Origin of the sequence: Salipiger sp. CCB-MM3 (assembly GCF_001687105.1) — a bacterium.
GTDB lineage: Bacteria > Pseudomonadota > Alphaproteobacteria > Rhodobacterales > Rhodobacteraceae > Salipiger.
In genome coordinates this window covers 492,910-510,602 of sequence record NZ_CP014596.1, presented here as the reverse complement: position 1 = coordinate 510,602, position 17,693 = coordinate 492,910, and the positions used below count along the sequence as shown (strand labels likewise).

The 17,693-nt window shown below is 66.0% G+C and carries 17 protein-coding genes; 11 read left to right on the top strand and 6 right to left on the bottom strand.

All coding sequences use genetic code 11. The features are described 5' to 3' along the window. Positions 1 to 930 carry a LysR family transcriptional regulator gene (locus AYJ57_RS16210; RefSeq protein WP_066108290.1) on the bottom strand — a complete coding sequence of 310 codons (930 nt, stop codon included), beginning with the start codon at positions 928 to 930 and terminating at the stop codon, positions 1 to 3. Between the two features lie 154 nt (positions 931 to 1,084). Between AYJ57_RS16210 and chvE the strand changes: the two genes are divergently transcribed. The 11 genes from chvE to AYJ57_RS16155 all read left to right on the top strand — a co-directional run bounded on the left by chvE (position 1,085) and on the right by AYJ57_RS16155 (position 14,311). After that, a complete protein-coding gene (gene chvE / locus AYJ57_RS16205) occupies positions 1,085 to 2,149 on the top strand; it encodes a multiple monosaccharide ABC transporter substrate-binding protein (RefSeq protein ID WP_066108287.1) in 1,065 nt (354 codons plus the stop codon). 99 nt (positions 2,150 to 2,248) lie between these two features. Continuing rightward, positions 2,249 to 3,766, top strand: a complete 1,518-nt coding sequence (gene mmsA / locus AYJ57_RS16200; protein ID WP_066108284.1) for a multiple monosaccharide ABC transporter ATP-binding protein — start codon at positions 2,249 to 2,251, stop codon at positions 3,764 to 3,766. Between the two features lie 12 nt (positions 3,767 to 3,778). Beyond that, complete coding sequence (mmsB, locus tag AYJ57_RS16195; RefSeq protein ID WP_066108281.1) at positions 3,779 to 5,017, top strand: multiple monosaccharide ABC transporter permease; 1,239 nt, start codon at positions 3,779 to 3,781, stop codon at positions 5,015 to 5,017. Between the two features lie 42 nt (positions 5,018 to 5,059). Next, a complete protein-coding gene (gene araD, locus AYJ57_RS16190) occupies positions 5,060 to 6,811 on the top strand; it encodes an L-arabinonate dehydratase (RefSeq protein ID WP_066108278.1) in 1,752 nt (583 codons plus the stop codon). Continuing rightward, positions 6,811 to 7,686 (top strand): SMP-30/gluconolactonase/LRE family protein, encoded by an 876-nt coding sequence (locus AYJ57_RS16185; protein ID WP_066108275.1) that lies wholly within the window; start codon positions 6,811 to 6,813, stop codon positions 7,684 to 7,686. Before araD ends, AYJ57_RS16185 begins: the two co-directional genes overlap by 1 nt. Continuing rightward, entirely contained in the window at positions 7,686 to 8,621 is a 936-nt protein-coding gene (locus AYJ57_RS16180) for a Gfo/Idh/MocA family protein (RefSeq protein WP_066108272.1), read from the top strand. Before AYJ57_RS16185 ends, AYJ57_RS16180 begins: the two co-directional genes overlap by 1 nt. After that, positions 8,608 to 9,657, top strand: a complete 1,050-nt coding sequence (locus AYJ57_RS16175) for an aldose epimerase family protein (protein ID WP_066108269.1) — start codon at positions 8,608 to 8,610, stop codon at positions 9,655 to 9,657. Before AYJ57_RS16180 ends, AYJ57_RS16175 begins: the two co-directional genes overlap by 14 nt. Before the next feature lie 86 nt (positions 9,658 to 9,743). After that, positions 9,744 to 10,700 (top strand): TAXI family TRAP transporter solute-binding subunit, encoded by a 957-nt coding sequence (locus tag AYJ57_RS16170; protein ID WP_066108266.1) that lies wholly within the window; start codon positions 9,744 to 9,746, stop codon positions 10,698 to 10,700. Between the two features lie 73 nt (positions 10,701 to 10,773). Beyond that, positions 10,774 to 12,579 carry a TRAP transporter permease gene (locus AYJ57_RS16165; RefSeq protein WP_066108265.1) on the top strand — a complete coding sequence of 602 codons (1,806 nt, stop codon included), beginning with the start codon at positions 10,774 to 10,776 and terminating at the stop codon, positions 12,577 to 12,579. Positions 12,580 to 12,665: 86 nt separating this feature from the next. Beyond that, complete coding sequence (locus AYJ57_RS16160) at positions 12,666 to 13,412, top strand: helix-turn-helix transcriptional regulator (RefSeq protein ID WP_066108263.1); 747 nt, start codon at positions 12,666 to 12,668, stop codon at positions 13,410 to 13,412. Between the two features lie 116 nt (positions 13,413 to 13,528). After that, the gene (locus tag AYJ57_RS16155) at positions 13,529 to 14,311 is read left to right on the top strand and encodes a helix-turn-helix transcriptional regulator (protein ID WP_083191324.1); all 783 of its coding nucleotides are present in this window, start codon (positions 13,529 to 13,531) and stop codon (positions 14,309 to 14,311) included. A 24-nt stretch (positions 14,312 to 14,335) separates the two neighbouring features. Here the strand turns inward: AYJ57_RS16155 and AYJ57_RS16150 are convergent, their stop codons facing one another. From AYJ57_RS16150 to AYJ57_RS16130, 5 genes are read right to left on the bottom strand one after another with little or no spacing between them, the layout of a single operon-like run. Further along, the gene (locus tag AYJ57_RS16150) at positions 14,336 to 15,439 is read right to left on the bottom strand and encodes a TonB family protein (RefSeq protein ID WP_066108257.1); all 1,104 of its coding nucleotides are present in this window, start codon (positions 15,437 to 15,439) and stop codon (positions 14,336 to 14,338) included. Continuing rightward, positions 15,436 to 15,822 (bottom strand): ExbD/TolR family protein, encoded by a 387-nt coding sequence (locus AYJ57_RS16145; RefSeq protein ID WP_066108255.1) that lies wholly within the window; start codon positions 15,820 to 15,822, stop codon positions 15,436 to 15,438. The genes AYJ57_RS16150 and AYJ57_RS16145 overlap by 4 nt, the downstream gene beginning before the upstream one ends. After that, entirely contained in the window at positions 15,822 to 16,217 is a 396-nt protein-coding gene (locus tag AYJ57_RS16140) for a biopolymer transporter ExbD (protein WP_224907120.1), read from the bottom strand. The genes AYJ57_RS16145 and AYJ57_RS16140 overlap by 1 nt, the downstream gene beginning before the upstream one ends. Then, positions 16,210 to 16,869, bottom strand: coding sequence for a MotA/TolQ/ExbB proton channel family protein (locus tag AYJ57_RS16135; RefSeq protein WP_066108253.1), 660 nt, complete (start codon positions 16,867 to 16,869; stop codon positions 16,210 to 16,212). The genes AYJ57_RS16140 and AYJ57_RS16135 overlap by 8 nt, the downstream gene beginning before the upstream one ends. Further along, positions 16,866 to 17,303, bottom strand: a complete 438-nt coding sequence (locus tag AYJ57_RS16130) for a hypothetical protein (RefSeq protein WP_237220256.1) — start codon at positions 17,301 to 17,303, stop codon at positions 16,866 to 16,868. The genes AYJ57_RS16135 and AYJ57_RS16130 overlap by 4 nt, the downstream gene beginning before the upstream one ends. Positions 17,304 to 17,693 lie beyond the last annotated feature (390 nt).

Here is a 17,693-nt window from a genome sequence, read left to right as displayed (position 1 = left end):
TCAGAACGCCCGGATGCTTTCCTGAACCATGGTCAGCAGCCGTTGTGCGGCGGTCGACAGATGACGCCCGCGCGCCTGAATGATCAGATAGGGCTCGACGGTGATCAGCCGGTTCAGCCGCAGCCGCCGCAGATCGGCCGAGACGGGCGGTTCCAGCATCAAGTCGATCACCTCCTGCGACATGGGCGCGACGGCGTCTGAATCCTTCAGCAGCGCGATGATCGCCAGCAGCGAGGAGGTGGTGATCACATCGGGCGGCGCGGTCAGCCCCTCGTCGTGAAAGGCGGTCTCGATGGCGGCGCGGATCGGCGCGCCGCGCTGCTGCAGGATCCAGCGCGTGCCATGCAGATCGGCGATGGCCACCGGTCCCTGCGCCAGCATCGGGTGCCCCTCGCGCACAAGCAGCTGGACGATTTCGTCACGCGCGGGCTCGATCAGGAACTCGCGCTCGTTGACCTGCGGCGGCAGGCGGGCGAGGGCGAAATCGAGCTCGCCACGCTCCAGCGCCTGCACCAGTGCCACTGAAGGGGCGACTTCGATCGAGATGTCCACCGAGCGCGACTCGGCCTTCAGCCGCTGCACCTGTGGCACCAGCTGGCCAAGCGCCGGGCCGGTGACCGCGCCGACCCTCACCGTGCCGCCAAGGCCCGAGTGCAAATCGTCGAAATCCTCGGCCATGCGGCGCAGGTCATGCTCGATGCGCCGCGCATGCCGCGCGAGCAGAGCGCCGGTGGGCGTGGGCTCCATCCCCTTCGGCGTGCGGCTGAACAGCTGCGCACCCACCGCTTTTTCCAGATCGGCAAGCATCCGTGAGGCCCCGGGCTGGGTCATCCGGCACACATTCGCCGCCACTTGCAGCTGCCCGTGTTCCGCAATGGCGGCGATCAGGCGGATTTGGGCGGGGCGCAGGTTCTTCAGAAGCTCGGACATGTCACATACCTATATCGATATGCAGATTACCAATAATGGTATTTGTTCGGTATGTCGCCATTAAGTAGGACTTTTGACGTCGCCAAGGGAGTCCATAAGGAGTCCGCGGGGACAAGTGGGGTGCGGGAGACGCCCCCTTAACGGGAGGATACCGATGACTTTCAAGAAACTCGCGGGTGCGCTCGCGGTGAGCCTTGTTGCGCTTTCCAGCGCGGCATTCGCCCAGGACAAGGGCACCGTTGGCATCGCCATGCCGACCAAAAGCTCGGCGCGCTGGATCGACGACGGCAACAACATGGTCAAGCAGCTGCAGGAAGCCGGCTACGAGACCGATCTGCAATACGCAGAGGACGACATCCCCAACCAGCTCGCGCAGATCGAGAACATGGTGACCAAGGGTGTCGACGTGCTGGTGATCGCCGCCATCGACGGCACCACCCTGTCGAACGCTCTGGCCAACGCTGCCGCCTCGGGCGTGCGCATCGTGGCTTATGACCGCCTGATCCGCGACAGCGGCGACGTCGACTATTACGCCACCTTCGACAACTTCAAAGTGGGCGTGCAGCAGGCGACCTCGCTGGTGGAAGGTCTCGAAGAGCGCTTTCCCGACAGCAAGCCGTGGAACGTCGAGCTCTTCGGCGGCTCGCCGGACGACAACAACGCCTACTTCTTCTACAACGGTGCCATGTCGGTGCTGCAGCCGCTGATCGACAGCGGTGACATCGTGGTGCAGTCCGGCCAGATGGGCATGGACAAGGTCGGCACGCTGCGCTGGGACGGCGCGGTGGCGCAGGCGCGCATGGATAACATCCTGTCGGCCAACTACACCGACAAGGACGTGCACGGCGTGCTCGCACCCTATGACGGTCTGTCCATCGGCATTCTCTCGTCGCTCAAGGGCGTCGGTTATGGCTCGGGCGATCTGAAGATGCCGATCGTCACCGGTCAGGACGCCGAAGTGCAGTCGGTGAAGTCGATCCTCGCAGGCGAGCAATATTCGACCATTTTCAAGGACACCCGTGAACTGGCCCGCGTCACCGTCGGCATGGTCAACGCCGTGATGGAAGGCTCCGAGCCCGAGATCAACGACACCGAGACCTACGACAACGGCGTGAAGGTCGTCCCGTCCTACCTGCTCGAGCCCGTCCCGGTGGACGCCTCGAACTGGGAAGAGGTTCTGATCGGCTCGGGCTACTACACCGAAGATCAGATCAAGTGATCCTCCCGCCATGCCCCTTCTTGTTTCCGGGGGCATGACATCAGGGGGAGGCCCTTTGGCCTCCCCCGACCTTCACTTCATACAAGGCAGGTACGGGTCATGACTCTTCTGCTCGAGATGCGCGACATCACCAAGGAATTCCCTGGTGTGAAAGCGCTCGACCAGGTGAACCTTCAGGTCCGCGAAGGCGAGATCCACGCGATCTGCGGCGAGAACGGTGCCGGGAAATCGACCCTGATGAAGGTGCTCTCCGGGGTCTATCCCGTGGGCAGCTACGACGGGGAAATCCATTACGATGGCGGGCTCGCCGAGTTCAAAACGCTGCGCGACAGCGAGGACAAGGGCATCGTCATCATCCACCAGGAACTGGCACTGGTGCCGCAGCTGTCGATTGCCGAGAACATCTTTCTTGGCAACGAGCGACAGAAAGGCGGCGTGATCCAGTGGCAGGAGACTTTCCGCCGCACCGAGGAACTGCTGGCCAAAGTGGGCCTGCGCGACGCGCCGGGCACGCTGGTCGACAGCATCGGTGTGGGCAAGCAGCAGCTTGTCGAGATTGCCAAGGCGCTTTCGAAAGACGTGAAGCTGCTGATCCTCGACGAGCCGACGGCGGCGCTGCAGGAGAACGACAGCCGCAAGCTGCTCGACCTGATGCTTGAGCTGAAGGCGCAGGGCGTGACCTGCATCATCATCTCGCACAAGCTCAATGAGGTGCGCTATGTCGCCGACACGGTCACCGTGATCCGCGACGGCATGGCAGTGTCCGAACTTGATGCCTCGCAGGGCCTCTCGGAAGATCAGATCGTGCGGGACATGGTGGGCCGCGATATGTCGCAGCGCTATCCTGACCGCACCCGCCGCGCCGGCGAGGTGGTGATGGCGGTGAAGGACTGGAACGTCTGGCACCCCGAGCACGCCGAGCGGCAGGTCATCAAGAACATCAGTTTCAACGTCCGCGCGGGCGAGGTCGTCGGCATCGCGGGCGTCATGGGCTCGGGCCGGACCGAACTGGCCATGTCGATCTTTGGTCAAAGCTGGGGGCGGAACATCTCGGGCGAGGTGTCGCTGCACGGCAAGCCGATTGACGTGTCGAAAGTGGACCGCGCGATCGAGAATGGCCTCGCCTATGTCACCGAGGACCGCAAGTCTCTGGGGCTGATCCTCGACGAGAGCATCCGGTTCAACACCACGCTGTCGAACCTTGGCGGCGTTTCGGACAAGGGCGTGCTGAACGAGGCCGAGGAAACCGAGGTCGCCGAACGCTACCGCAAGGCGCTGGCCACGCGCACACCCACGGTGATGCAGCAGGTCGGCAACCTCTCGGGCGGCAACCAGCAGAAGGTGGTGCTGGCCAAATGGCTGTTCACCGAGCCCGAGGTGCTGATCCTCGACGAGCCCACGCGCGGCATCGACGTCGGCGCGAAATACGAAATCTATTCGATCATCAACGAGCTGTCCGCCGAAGGCAAAGCCGTGGTGATGATCTCGTCGGAGATGCCCGAGCTCTTGGGCATGTGCGACCGCATCTATGTCATGAACGAAGGCGCTTTTGTCGGGGAACTCTCCGCCGAGGAAGCCAGCCAAGAGCGCATCATGTCGCTCATCGTCAGCGAGTGAGGGGGAGGGGACATGTCCACTCAAACGGCAGAAACCGCAGGCCAGCCTGAAAGCCAAGGGCTCAAGCACTACCTGCGCAACCACATGCGTGAATACGGGCTGCTCTTCGCGCTGATCGCCATCATGGTGTTCTTTCAGGCGGTGACCGGCGGCACGCTGATGCGCCCGGTGAACATCACCAACCTGTTCCTGCAGAACAGCTATATCATCATCATGGCGCTGGGGATGCTCATCGTCATCGTCTCGGGCAACATCGACCTGTCGGTCGGCTCGGTGCTGGGCTTCATCGGCGCGTTGGCGGCGGTGATGATCGTGCAATGGGATTGGCCCGTGCCCTTGACCATCCTTGCCTGTCTGATCGTCGGCGGCCTCATCGGCGCGGCGCAGGGCTATTGGGTGGCTTATTGGTCGATCCCCTCGTTCATCGTGACGCTGGCCGGGATGCTGGTGTTCCGCGGCGCCTCGCTGTGGCTGCTGCAGGGGCAGTCGGTGGGGCCGTTCCCGCCGGGCTTCCAGATGCTGTCGACCGGTTTCGTGCCCGATCTCTTCCCGGCTGCAATGACTGCCGGGCTGGCCGAGATCGCCGGGTCGCGCAACTTCAACCTGCTGGCCATGGCCGTGGGCATCATCGCCGCCGTCACCATCGTCTGGCTGGGGCTGCGCGAGCGCGCCCGTGACAAGGCCTATGGCATCGAGGGCGAGCCCGCCAACTTCTTCTGGGTGCGCAATGCCATCGTCTGCGGCGCGCTGCTGTTCCTGACCTATAAGATCGCCACCTTCCGCGGCTTGCCGAACGTGCTGGTCACCATGGGCGTGCTTATCATCATCTACGCCTTCATCACCCAAAAGACGGTGATCGGTCGCCGCATCTATGCGCTGGGTGGCAACCGCAAGGCGGCCAAGCTCTCGGGCATCAAGACCGAGCGCCTGACCTTCCTCGCCTTCGTCAACATGGGCGTTCTGGCGGCGCTCGCGGGTCTGGTGTTCGCCGCGCGTCTTAACACCGCGACGCCGAAGGCGGGCTTCGGCATGGAGCTGGACGTGATCGCCGCGGTCTTCATCGGCGGGGCGTCGATGGCGGGCGGCTCTGGTAAGATCGTCGGGGCGGTGGTCGGCGCCTTCATCATGGGCGTGATGAACAACGGCATGTCGATCATGGGCATCGGCATCGACTACCAGCAGATGATCAAGGGGCTGGTGCTGCTCGCTGCCGTGATCTTCGACGTCTACAACAAATCGAAACAGGGCTGAGCCGCGCGCTCAGCCCCCAATAAAGCCGCTTTGGAGGCACCCATGTCCGTCAAGGATTTCACCCCCGCCCCCTGGCCGCGCAAGCTGCGCTCGACCCATTGGTATTCGGGCAACTCGCGCGACACGATCTACCACCGCGGCTGGCTGAAGAACCAAGGCTACCCGCACGACCTGTTCGACGGGCGGCCGATCATCGGCATCCTCAACACATGGTCCGATCTCACCCCCTGCAACGGCCACCTGCGCGAGCTGGCGGAAAAGGTGAAGGCGGGGGTCTGGGAAGCCGGCGGCTTCCCGGTCGAGGTGCCGGTGTTCTCGGCCTCGGAAAACACGTTCCGTCCCACGGCGATGATGTTCCGCAACCTCGCGGCGCTGGCCATCGAAGAGACCATCCGCGGCCAGCCGATTGACGGCGCGGTGCTGATGGTCGGCTGCGACAAGACCACGCCCTCGCTGATGATGGCGGCGGCTTCTTGTGACGTGCCGTCCATCGTCGTGACCGGCGGACCGATGCTCAACGGCTATTTCCAGGGCGAGCGCGTCGGCTCCGGCACCCACCTCTGGAAGTTCTCCGAGATGGTGAAGGCCGGGGAGATGACGCAGGAGGAGTTCCTCGAGGCGGAGCAGTCCATGTCCCGCTCCTCGGGCACCTGCAACACCATGGGCACGGCGTCGTCGATGGCCTCGATGGCCGAGGCGCTTGGCATGGCGCTTTCCGGCAATGCGGCGATCCCGGCGGTGGACAGCCGCCGCCGCGTGATGGCGCAGCTTTCGGGCCGCCGCATCGTGCAGATGGTGAAGGACGATCTGAAGCCGTCGGACATCCTGACCAAAGAAGCCTTCGAGAACGCCATCCGCACCAATGGCGCCATCGGCGGCTCGACCAACGCTGTCATTCACATGCTGGCGCTGGCGGGCCGGGTCGGCATCGACCTGACGCTCGACGACTGGGACCGCTGCGGGCGTGATGTGGCGACCATCGTCAACCTGATGCCCTCGGGCAAATACCTGATGGAAGAGTTCTTCTATGCGGGTGGCCTGCCGGTGGTGCTCAAGCGCCTCGGCGAGAGCGGCCAGCTGCACAAGGATGCACTCACGGTCTCGGGCGCCAGCATCTGGGATGAGGTCAAAGACGTGCTGAACCACAACGAGGACGTCATCCTGCCGCTTGAAAAGGCGCTGACCGAGCAGGGCGGCATCGCCGTGTTGCGCGGCAACCTCGCGCCCAAGGGCGCAGTGCTGAAACCCTCGGCGGCCTCGGAGCATCTGCTCAAGCACAAGGGCCGCGCCGTCGTCTTCGAGGACATCGACGACTACAAGGCCAAGATCAACGACGAGGCGCTCGACATCGACGAGACCTGCATCATGGTGCTGAAGAACTGCGGGCCCAAGGGTTATCCCGGCATGGCCGAGGTTGGCAATATGGGGCTGCCGCCCAAGGTGCTGAAGAAGGGCATCACCGACATGATCCGCATCTCGGACGCGCGTATGTCGGGCACCGCCTATGGCACGGTGATCCTGCACACCTCGCCCGAGGCTGCGGCGGGCGGGCCGCTTGCGGTGGTCAAGGATGGCGACATGATCGAGCTCGACGTGGAAAGCCGCCGTCTGCACCTCGACATTCCCGACGAGGAACTGGCCGCGCGCCTTGCCGCTTGGAAGCCGACGCATGATCTGCCTGGCAGCGGCTACGCATGGCTGCACCAAAGCCACGTCGAAGGGGCCGACACCGGCGCGGACCTCGACTTCCTCAAGGGCTGCCGTGGCAATGACGTGGGCAAGGACAGCCACTGATGGATCTGTTTGACGACCGGACCTGCAAACTGGGCGAGGGGGCGCTGTGGCACCCCCTTCGCGGCGAGATCTTCTGGTTCGACATCACCGGCAAACGCCTGCTGTCGCATCATCCCGCCTCGGGCCACACGCGGGACGTGCCGCTGACCGAGATGTGCTCTGCCGCGGCATGGATCGACCGGGACCGGATGCTCATCGCCTCGGAGACCGGGCTTTGGGAATATGACGTGACCACCGGTGTCTTCGGGCATCTCGTCGATCTGGAAAAGGACTGCGCCTCGACCCGCTCGAACGACGGGCGCGCGGACCCTTGGGGCGGGTTCTGGATCGGCACCATGGGCAAGCAGGCCGAACACAAGGCCGGTGCGATCTACCGCTATGCCGAGGGGGCGCTGCGCACCATCGCGGATCGCATCAGCATTCCCAACGCCATCTGCTTCGACCACGATCGCGGCTGCGGCTATTTCGCCGACACGGCCAAGGCGCATCTCTACCGCGTGGCGCTGGACGCGGCGGGCTGGCCCGCGGCGGAGCCCGAGCTTTTCGTCGATTTCGCCGAACACGGGCTGAGCCCCGATGGCGCGCTCACCGATGCCTCGGGCACGCTCTGGGTGGCGCTCTGGGGGGCGGGGGCGGTGGTCGAGGTCTCGCCCGAGGGCGTGCTTGGCGCGCGCCACGATATGCCCGCGCCGCACAGCACTTGCCCGGCCTTCGGCGGGCCGGATTTCACCACGCTTTACTGCACCACGGCGACGCAGGGCCTTGGCCCGGACGCGCTGGCCGAGGCGCCGCTGTCGGGCAAGCTCTTTGCCCAGCTTGGCGCGGGGCAGGGCCGGGCGGAGCCCGCCTTCATACTCGACAGGGGAGACGCCTGATGAGCGATCCGATCCAGCTTGGCCTCGTCGGCCTTGGCACCATCGCGCGGAACCAGCATCTGCCCTCGCTCGAGGATGTGCCGGCGCTGCAGCTGGCCGCCATCGCCAGCCGCCACGCCGGGCATGACACGCTGCCCTCCTATCACGACATCGACGAGATGCTGGCCAAAGAGCCCGGCTTGCAGGCGATCTCGCTTTGCACGCCGCCGCAGGGCCGGTTCGAGCAGGCGGTGGCGGCGATCCGTGCGGGCAAGCATGTGATGCTGGAAAAACCGCCGGGGGCGAGCGTTTCCGAGGTCGAAGGGCTGGCGCGGCTGGCGCGCGACAGGGGCGTGACGCTGTTTGCCACGTGGCACTCGCGCGAGGCGGCGGCGGTCGAGGACGCGCGCGCGCTGCTCGCGGGGGCCAAGATCAAGCGGGCCGAGATCATCTGGAAGGAAGACGTGCGACACTGGCATCCGGGTCAGGAATGGATCTGGCAGCCGGGCGGGCTTGGCGTCTTCGATCCGGGGATCAACGCGCTGTCGATCCTCACCCGCATCCTGCCCGAGCCGGTGCATCCGGTCTCGGCGCATCTGGAAGTGCCGCAGAACAAGCAAGCGCCCATTGCCGCCAAGCTCGACATGCTGACCGCCTCGGGCGCGCAGGTGGGGGCCGAGTTCGACTGGCGCCAGACCGGCCCGCAAACTTGGGATATCCGGGTGGAAACCGATGGCCCCGAGGTGCTGCTGCGCGAGGGCGGGGCGAAGCTGTTTGTCGGAGGAGCGGCGCGCATCGCCGCCGAGGACCGCGAGTACCGCCGCCTCTATGCCCGCTTCGGCGAGCTGATCGCGGCGGGCGAGTCCGACGTCGATCTCGCGCCGCTGCAACTGGTGGCCGACGCTTTCCTGCTGGGCGCGCAGAGCCGTGTCGAGGCCTTCCATGATGATCCCTGAGCGACATGTTTTCGGCGCGACGCCGGGTGGGGCGCCGATCGAGCGCATCACCCTGCGCGCCGGAGATGTGCGCGCCGAGGTGATCACCTATGGTGCGGCGCTGCAGGCGCTGAGTGTGCCGGACCGCGAGGGGCGGCTCGATGACATCGTGCTCGGGTTTGACGATCTGGCGGGCTACGTCGAGCACCGCACCTTCTATGGCGCCACCGTGGGGCGCGTGGCCAATCGCATCGCCGGTGGCCGCTTCGATCTCGACGGCAAGGCTTACCATCTGGCGCAGAACGAGGGGCAAACCACGCTGCACGGCGGTCCCGACGGGTTCGACCGGCGCAACTGGCAGGTTTCCGAGCTCGGCGATGGCGCGGTCACGCTGGAGATGGTCAGCGCAGCGGGTGATCAGGGCTTTCCGGGGCAGCTTCTGGCCCGCGCCTGCTATGCCCTGCGCACGAACGACGGTGGCCAGCCCTGCCTGACGATCACCTATGAGGCCGAAACCGACGCGCCGACGCTGGTGTCGATGACCAACCACAGTTTCTTTGCGCTGGCCGGGATCTCGGCGCTGGCGGGGCGTCCGAACTCGGCGCTGGAATATCGGCTGAAGGTGCCCGCGTCGCGCTATCTGACGGTCGACGAGGCGAAGATCCCCACGGGCGTGGTGCCGGTGGGCGCCAGCCCCTTCGACTTCCGCGAGGGGCGACAGCCGCTGACCGCCGTGCGCTCGGGGGCGCTCGACGGCTATGATCATTGCCTGTGTCTGGACGCGGGCGAAGTGGAACTGTCGGACGCGGTGAGCGGGCGGGTCATGTGGATGAGCACCAACCTTCCCGGCCTGCAGGTCTACACCGGCAATTTCCTCGACGGGACCGTGCCGGGCAAAGGCGGCTACGCCGCGCGCAAACATGACGCCATCTGCCTCGAGCCGCAGATTTGGCCCGATGCGATCAACATGCCCGAAAGCTGGGGCGCGCAAAGCCCGGTGCTGCGGCCCGGCGAGTTGCGCCGCGCCGAGATGAGTTTTTGCTTCGGGACACGCTGAGGCGCACGCCCGCTTGGGGCCACCGGCTTGACCCCGCGTGATCACAGGTGTTTAGGTCGCGCGCGAAGTCCAGGAGGAGCCTCACGATGAAATTTCTCGCAAAGGCCGCGCTTGCGGCCAGCCTCGCCACGCTGGCAGCCCTGCCGGCGCAGGCCGAAACCCGCGTCACGCTGAAGGCGGCCAAGTCGGGCTCGTCCTATTACCAGATGGCCGTGCAGATCGCCGAGGCGATGAAGGCGGGCACCGATGGCGGCGTGATCGTCACCGTCGAGGAAAGCCAGGGCAGCCAGCAGAACGTAATGGAAGTGCGCGCCCGTGGCGGCGATTACGTCTTCACCTCGCCGCCCGCTCTGGTCAGCGGTGCCCGCAATGGTACTGGTGCGTTCGAGGGCAAGGGCAACCCCGCCTTTGGCGAGATCCGCGCGCTCTTCCCGCTGCCCTCGCTGACCATGCATTTCGTCATGTCGAAAGACAGCGGCGCGACCGATTTCGGCGCGCTGGAGGGCAAGACCCTTCTGCTCGGCAAGGGCAGCTTCGGTGCCCGTGAGGGCGAGAAGTACCTCGGTCTCTTCGGCCTCGACGGCAAGGTCGAGATCGCCGACGTGGAACTGTCGAACGCCGTCCCGGCGCTGAAAAACGGCCAGATCGACGGGTTCGTCACCGCGGGCAGCTTCCCGGCGCCGAACGTCGTGGAGGCCGCGGCTTCGACCGATGTGACCGTGCTGTCGCTGAGCGACGAACAGGTCGCCGAGACCGGCCGCGCCAAGCTGGTGATCCCCGCCGGCACCTACGCCGGGCAGGACGCCGACATCACCACCACCTCGCTGCCGGTGATCGCCTATACGACCACCAAGATGGACGACGAGACCGCCTATCAGCTGACCAAGACCTTCTGGGAAGAAAAGGCGCGCATGGGCGCGGAGTCGCCCTGGTGGACGGGTGTCGATCCGGCGCTGCTGCAGAACGTCGAAGGCGAGATGCATCCGGGCGCCGTGCGCTACTACGAAGAAGCGGGCATTGCGCTGCCGGACGCGCAGAAGTAACTCCGCGTAAAACCAGTTCAGGCGGGCCGGGCATCATTGTCCGGCCCGACCTCATTTGAGAAAGAGGCAGACGATGGGGCTTGAGACGCAGATGCCGCAGGCGGCATGGAAGCGGGCGGTGTGGATCGGACTGGCGGCGCTGGTCGTGGTCTATCACCTCGGGCTCATCTTCTCGGGTCTGGTGCCCAACCTCGTCAGCCGTCCGCTGCACATGGCAGTGATCCTGCCCTGGGTCTTCATCTTTGGCGCCACCGGGCGCTGGCAGCTGATCTCGGGCGCAGTGCTCACGGTGCTGGGCGTCGGCGCCGCTGGCTGGATCGCGCTGAACCACGAGATGCTGGGCGATCAATACGGCTTTCTGGAAAGCGACTTCCAGATCGGCGTGGCGGCGGTGCTGCTGCTCTGCGTGATCGAGGCTGCGCGTCGCGCCATCGGCTGGCCGCTGCCGCTGGTGGCGGTGATCGCGCTGGCCTATGCGCTTTTCGGGCAGCACATCCCCGGCGAGTTCGGGCATGCGGGCACGCCGATCCAGAGCTTCCTGGGCACGATGACCATCGCCGAGGGCGGCCTTTGGGGCTCGCTGACCGCGACATCGGTGGGCGTGGTGTCGATCTTTGTGATCTTCGGCGCGGTGCTCAACGCCGGTGAGGCGGGGCAGGGCTTCATGAATGTCGCCGCCGCCGCCGCCGGGCGGCTGAAGGGCGGCGCGGCCAAGGTCTCGGTGCTGTCCTCGGCGCTGTTTGGCTCGATCTCGGGCTCGGCCAGCGCCAATGTCGCGTCGACCGGCGCGATCACCCTGCCTGCGATGACGAAGCTGGGCTACCCCAAGAAGCTCGCCGCCGGGGTCGAGGCCGTGGCCTCCTCGGGTGGGCAGATCATGCCGCCGCTGATGGGTGCGGGCGCCTTCGTCATGGTCGAACTCACCGGCACGCCCTACACGCAGATCATGGGCGCGGCGATCCTGCCGGCGATCCTTTATTTCTGGGCGGTCTGGGTTGGCATCAACGCCTATGCCACGCGCTACGATCTCAAGGGCATCGCCGCCGAGGACCGACCGGCGAAGCGCGACGTGATCATCACATCGCTGTTCTTCCTCGTCCCCTTCACCGTGCTGATGATCGGCATGTTCGGGCTGGGCTACACGCCGCAATACGCCGCCTGCCTTGCGATCCTCGCGGGGGCGCTGCTGCTGCTGACCAATGGCTCGCTGAGCTTCGATGCGCGCCAGACCGGCGAGCGGGTCGCCTCGGCGCTGGTCAATTCGGCCAAACAGGTGGCGATGATCGCCTCGATTATCCTCTGCGCTTCGATCGTCATTGGCGTGCTGGCGGTCACCGGCCTTGGGGTGAAGATCACCTCGCTGATCCTCTCGGGCTCGGGCGGGATGCTCTGGCCCTCGCTGATCCTCACCGCGCTGGCCTGTCTGGTGCTGGGCATGGAGGTGCCGACCACCGCTGCCTATGTGATCTGCGTGTCGGTCGCCGGACCGGCGCTGACCCAACTTGGGCTGGAGCCGCTTCAGGCGCATCTTTTCGTCTTCTGGTTCGCGCTGCTGTCGACGATCACCCCGCCGGTCTGCGGCGCGGTTTTCATCGCGGCAGGCATGATCGGCGAGAATTGGGTGAAGGTGGCGGGCAGCGCCATGGCGCTGGGAGTGGGGCTCTACATTATTCCGCTCGGTATGGTAGCCAACCCCGGCCTGCTGGAACTGGCCGAGGCACCGGGCAGGGCGCTTTTCGCCTTTGTCCGCGTCGGGTTGGGGCTGGCGCTGATCTCCTACGGTCTGATTGGGCGGGCACCGCTGGTGATGCGGCTGGCGGCGATCATCTTTGGGTTGATCGTGGTGTTCGCAGGCGTGGCGCTCTCTGCTTCTGGTTGAAGGTTAAGAGAACGTTACCTGCTGGATTTTGCCGGGGCGCCGTGCACTGATGGTCTGGCAAAGACCTGTCGATGCATGGGGCCTAGGTGACGACACGCTACGCCGATCTGGTGATGGAAACCGCTGCACGCCTCGCCGAGGCCCGCAGCCCCCGCGAGACGTGGGACGTCGCCGTTGCCATCGGCAATAAGATCGGGGCCCGCGCCATGACCTGCGGTGCCGTGATGCGCGACAGCCGCGGTGTGGCATGGGTGCGCACCTCGATGGAAGAGCGGTTTCTCGAGCCGTTCACCGCGGAGCGGCTTTACGAGGTCGATCCGATCCAGAGCGCTGCCATTGCGGGCCATGTGCCGCGTTACATGGATATCGCGGCGCGGCTGCCGCTGCAGACCGACCCGAGGGCGCGGGACCTGCACGAACTGGCGCTGGCGCATGGCTATCGTCACTACGTCAATCACACATGGGTCGAAGGCGCTGCCGAGCACACCTTTGCGCTGGCCTGCGAGCGCCACCCGTCCGAGCTGTTCGGGAGCGGCACGGCGCAGGCGTTCCGCGCGGTTTCGGCGATGCTGTCTGCGGCGATGCGGACACCGGGGCTGAACGATCTTGGCGACCGGGCGTTTGGCGCGCCGTGGTCACGGCTCAGCAGCGCCGAACGCGACGTGCTGAGCTATCTGGGCCAAGGCCTGCACCCCGAGCAGATTGCCGATCACCTCGCGAGGCCGGTCTCGCAGGTGCAACGGCTTCTGGAGCGCGCGTGTCGGCGGCTCGGCACGCCCTGCCCGGAACAGGCGATGTCGCTGATGTTGGTGCGCGGCGGCCTCGTGCTCTAAGTCGCGAATTTGACGGGATTTTGCCCTGTCTTTGAGCACTGATCACAGTTCAACTCTGGATTTAAGAATTCCCCAGCCGTTCGTGCTGGCGTAGCGTCAGCCATCGTGATTGGTCGGTGTCGGGATACGCATGGGATGACTTCGACGTGATCGGATCGAGCCGCTACGCAAACCTATTGATCGACACCGCGGACAAGCTGGCAGCGGCTGGCAATGATCAGGAAATCTGGGAGACGGTGGTCGCCATTTCGCGGCGGATCGGTGCCAAAGCGGTGGGCGCGGGCGCCTTGATGAAAGACAGCCGTGACTTGGTCTGGATGCGCAGTTCTGCCTCGGACGAGTGGTTCGAGGACTACCGAGAGAGCGAGCTTTACCGCGTCGATCCATTGTTGCGCGGCGCGATCGCGGGCAAGATGCCCGAGTTTCTCGACACATCGAAGGCCCGGCCAACGCGCGAGGAACAGGCCCGGAGGCACCTGCAGGCCGCGGCGCTGCTCAGTGGCTACCGCTACTTCATTGGCCGGATGATGCCCCTTGGCGCGACCGATCAGGTTGTGGTCCTCTACTGCGGAAAAGACCCCACCTCGCATTTCGGCCCGGGTACGCAGCGGGCCTTCACGGCGATTTCGACGATGCTGTCGCTGGCGCTGCAGCCCCCGGGCCGGGCTGACGCCGACGATCTGTCCTTCGGCTCAGGCTGGCCGCTGCTCACGCAGGAGGAGCGCGACATGCTGTGCTTTTCGGGCGTTGGCCTGAGCCCGATTGAGGTTGCCGAGCGGCTGCATGTGACGCAGGAGCACGTGCTGCGGCAGATCCGGAATGTCTGTCTGAAGCTGGGCACCGCGACGGTCGAACAGGCCGCGTCTCTGGCGATGGCCCGCGGCGCGGTGCAGCTGTAAAGCCGCCTCGCGCCGCGGGTGTCTTCAGCGTCCCTTGATCTGGACGGTAAAGCTGGTCTGCGCTCCGGCAGGCGGCGCGGGGAAGGGCGCGGCGCTGCGCACCACGCGCAGCGCGGCTTGGTCGAGGGCAGAGGAGCCCGAGCTGCGCGCCACCGAAAGACCGGCCAGCCCGCCGCCACCGGACACGCGGAAGGCAACCACCGCCGAGCCGCGGGCGTTGATCCGCGGTCGCGGCACACGCGAGAGCTTGCGCATCACCTGTCCCGGATAGTTGCTGACGGCGGCATTGCCCGCTTCGCGCGACAGGCCACCGCTGCCGGACGTGGCGGAGGTGCCGCCCGCGCGGCCCGTGGCCGCCCCGGCTGTGGCATTGCGATCAGCGTTGCCCTGCGGCTGCTGCGCCTGCCGCCGCGGTTCGGGATCCGGCTCGCGCTGGCGTTGCGGCTGCGGTGCGGGCGTGCGCTGGCGCTTGGCAAGGTCCGGGCTGCGCGGCTTCGGGCGCATCGAGCTTTGCGGGGCGGCCTCGGTGACCTCGGTTTCTGGTGTGGCTTCGGGCTCAGGCTCAGGCTCAGGCTCTGTGGCCTCCACCGTCTCCGGCTCCTGCGGCTCGGGCTCCAGCGTTTCTGGCTCGGTCGGCGTGGCCTCGGCGACCTCGGGCTCCGCCGGGGTGACGGTCTCGGGCGGCAGCGCTTCGAGCTTATCTGGCAGCTCTTCGGGCTCAACCTGCTCGGTGGGCGCGACGGGCACCACCGGCTCCGCCTCGAGCGGCGGCACCACGGGCAGGGCGGCGGTCACGTCTTCCGCTGGCTCGGGGGTGTCCGAAGGGGTCGGCTCGACCGGGCGTTGCGCGGTGATGGCTTCAGGCTGCGCCTGCGGCACCGACTCGATCTGCTCTGGCGTCACCTCTTCGGGGGTGATCGGCTCGGCGGTCTCTTCGGTGGGCTGGCTGCTGAGCGTGCCCACCGCCATGTCGGCAAAAGCGGTGCCGAGCGCGAGATCGGTCCCGCCCGACATGCCTTCCATCTCGGCGGTCTCATTGGGCGGCATCACCGCCAGAACCGCTGCCCCATGCGCCGAAAGCGCGAGCACCGCTGCGGCGATCTTCACCTTGCGCGAGGACGCGATCATTCCAGCCCCCTTTCGGTGACGATCACCACTTTCTCGGCTCCGGCGGCGCGCAATTCGCGCCCGACGCGGATCAGATCGGCGGCGGGCAGATCGCGGTCCGGCACGATGCGGGCCAGCGTCTTGGCCCCATCGCCGAGCATCTCAAGCGCGGCGGCGCTGTCTTCGATCGGCGTGCCCTGCACGCTCATCGTGCCATCTGCATGCAGTACCAAAGCGTCGGCGGGCGCGGCGCCCTGCAGATCGGCGGTGTGGACCAGCTTCAGATCGGGGTCGAGCGGCCGGGCAACGGTGCCGGCCACAAGGAAGAACACCAGCATCAGGAACACGATGTTGATCAGCGCGATCGTCGGCTCGCGTTCGGATTTCTGTTTTCTGCGGCGCATCAGGACGCTCCGAGAACCATGGCGCGGTAGCCGCTGACGCCGCGCAGGACGACCAGCAGATCCGTCAGCCGTTGCGAATTGACCTCGCCGCGCAGCGCCACGATCAGCGGCTTGGGCTCGGCCCCCTCGGCGGTGTCGCCGCGGGTCTCGTCGAGCTTGGCCGGCAGATCTTCCAAGGTCAGCACGGTGCCGTTGAGGCGCAGATCCTCGGCCCCGAGCTGCAGGAACAGCGGCTTTGTCTCGCCGGAGACCGCGGCGCCCGACCCGGCGGCGGCAAGCTCCACCTCGGCAAAGCGCGTGAAGGTCGAGGTCAGCATGAAGAACAGCAGCAGCAGGAAGATCACGTCGATGAGCGAGGTCATCGACAGCTTCCGCCGCCGGCGCATCTTACGCATGGCGCGGCGCCCCTTGCGCCTGTGCGTGCACCTGCGCCTCGCGGCTGCCATTGGGCGACAGGATGGTGTGCACCGCGCGTTCGGCCAGCACGCGCTCGGATTCCATCCGCGCCTCGAACCAGCTCAGCACCACCGAAGTGGGCATGGCGACCACAAGCCCGACGGCGGTGGTCATCAGCGCCACCCAGATGCCGCCCGCGAGGATCGACGGATCGACCTGACTGCCCGCATCCTGCAGCGCCTGAAACGCCGAGATCATCCCCAGCACCGTGCCAAAGAGACCCAGAAGCGGCGCCAGCTGCGCCACCGAGTCGAGCAGGCGAAAGCCTTTCTCGAGCCTTGCGAAACGGGTCTCTGCTTCGGCCTCGAGCCGGGCGGCATCGCTCTGGCCCGACATTGCCATGTCGATCACCGGGCGCAGGTAAGAGCGCGAGCGGTTCAGCGCCTCGCGGGCCCCGGCGCGATCACCATTGTCCCATGCCTCGACCGCTTCGCGCAGCGCTGCGTGGCGCCCGACGCCGGAAGCGGCGAACTGCCAGAGTTTGTAGAGCACCACCGCCAGCGTCAGCAGCGAGACGGCAACCAGCAGCAGCACGACCGGCCCGCCCAGTTCCGCGATGCGACGCACGCCATCAACAACCATGTCGATCATCCGATCACCTCCACGTCGCTGCGCGACTTCAGGTCGAGCCCCTTGGTGCAAAGGTCCGACTCGCCGCCAGCCGCTTCGCAGCGGCTCGCGCCATTGATGAGAATCTGGCCCAGCCCGTCACACCCCGTGCCGGGAACCACGAACTGCCGGACACGCGGGCGTTCCGCAGGCAATTCGCCGAAATCAAACAGCGTCAGCCGGTCGACCTGACCGTTGGTGTCGAGCAGCACCGTCTCGTAGATGGCGCTGTCGATGTCGGTCTCGTGGCCATTGCGGATAAGAAAGCTCAACTGGCAGCCCTGTTCGACGCTTTTGGTGGTGTTGAGTTCGATCGAAAGCGTGTCGACCGGATCGCCTGCGTCGGCGGTCTGGGCGGCAAGGGGCAGGGGCAGCAACGCGAGAAGCGGCAGGCTCATGCGGAGAGTACGCAACACTGGGGTCTCCTGACTTTTCCTTGGATGGCTGGCCCGGCAAAGGATGCCCGAGGCTGGCAATGCGGGGAAGTTTAACTCCGAATTGCCCTCTGTGTGTCACGATCGCGCGGAATGCTCAATACCTGACTAAAACAATACGAAATCGGCATGTCTTCATCCTTACCGCTGCTGCGCGTTGAAGCGGCCACCCGTCTCCCGACATTCTGGCGACTTCGGCCAAGTTGAGGAGGCCGAGTTTCGCAATCTAGAAAGAAAACCCTGCATTCGCGGATGAAAACTGTTGGTCGAGTCTGCGGATCCCCGGGTTGACCCGAGCGGGGCGGCTGTGGCAGGCACGCGGCTTTCATTTTGCCCCCGGCGCGCGGGCGCCGGGCCCAGCCGAAGGAAGGA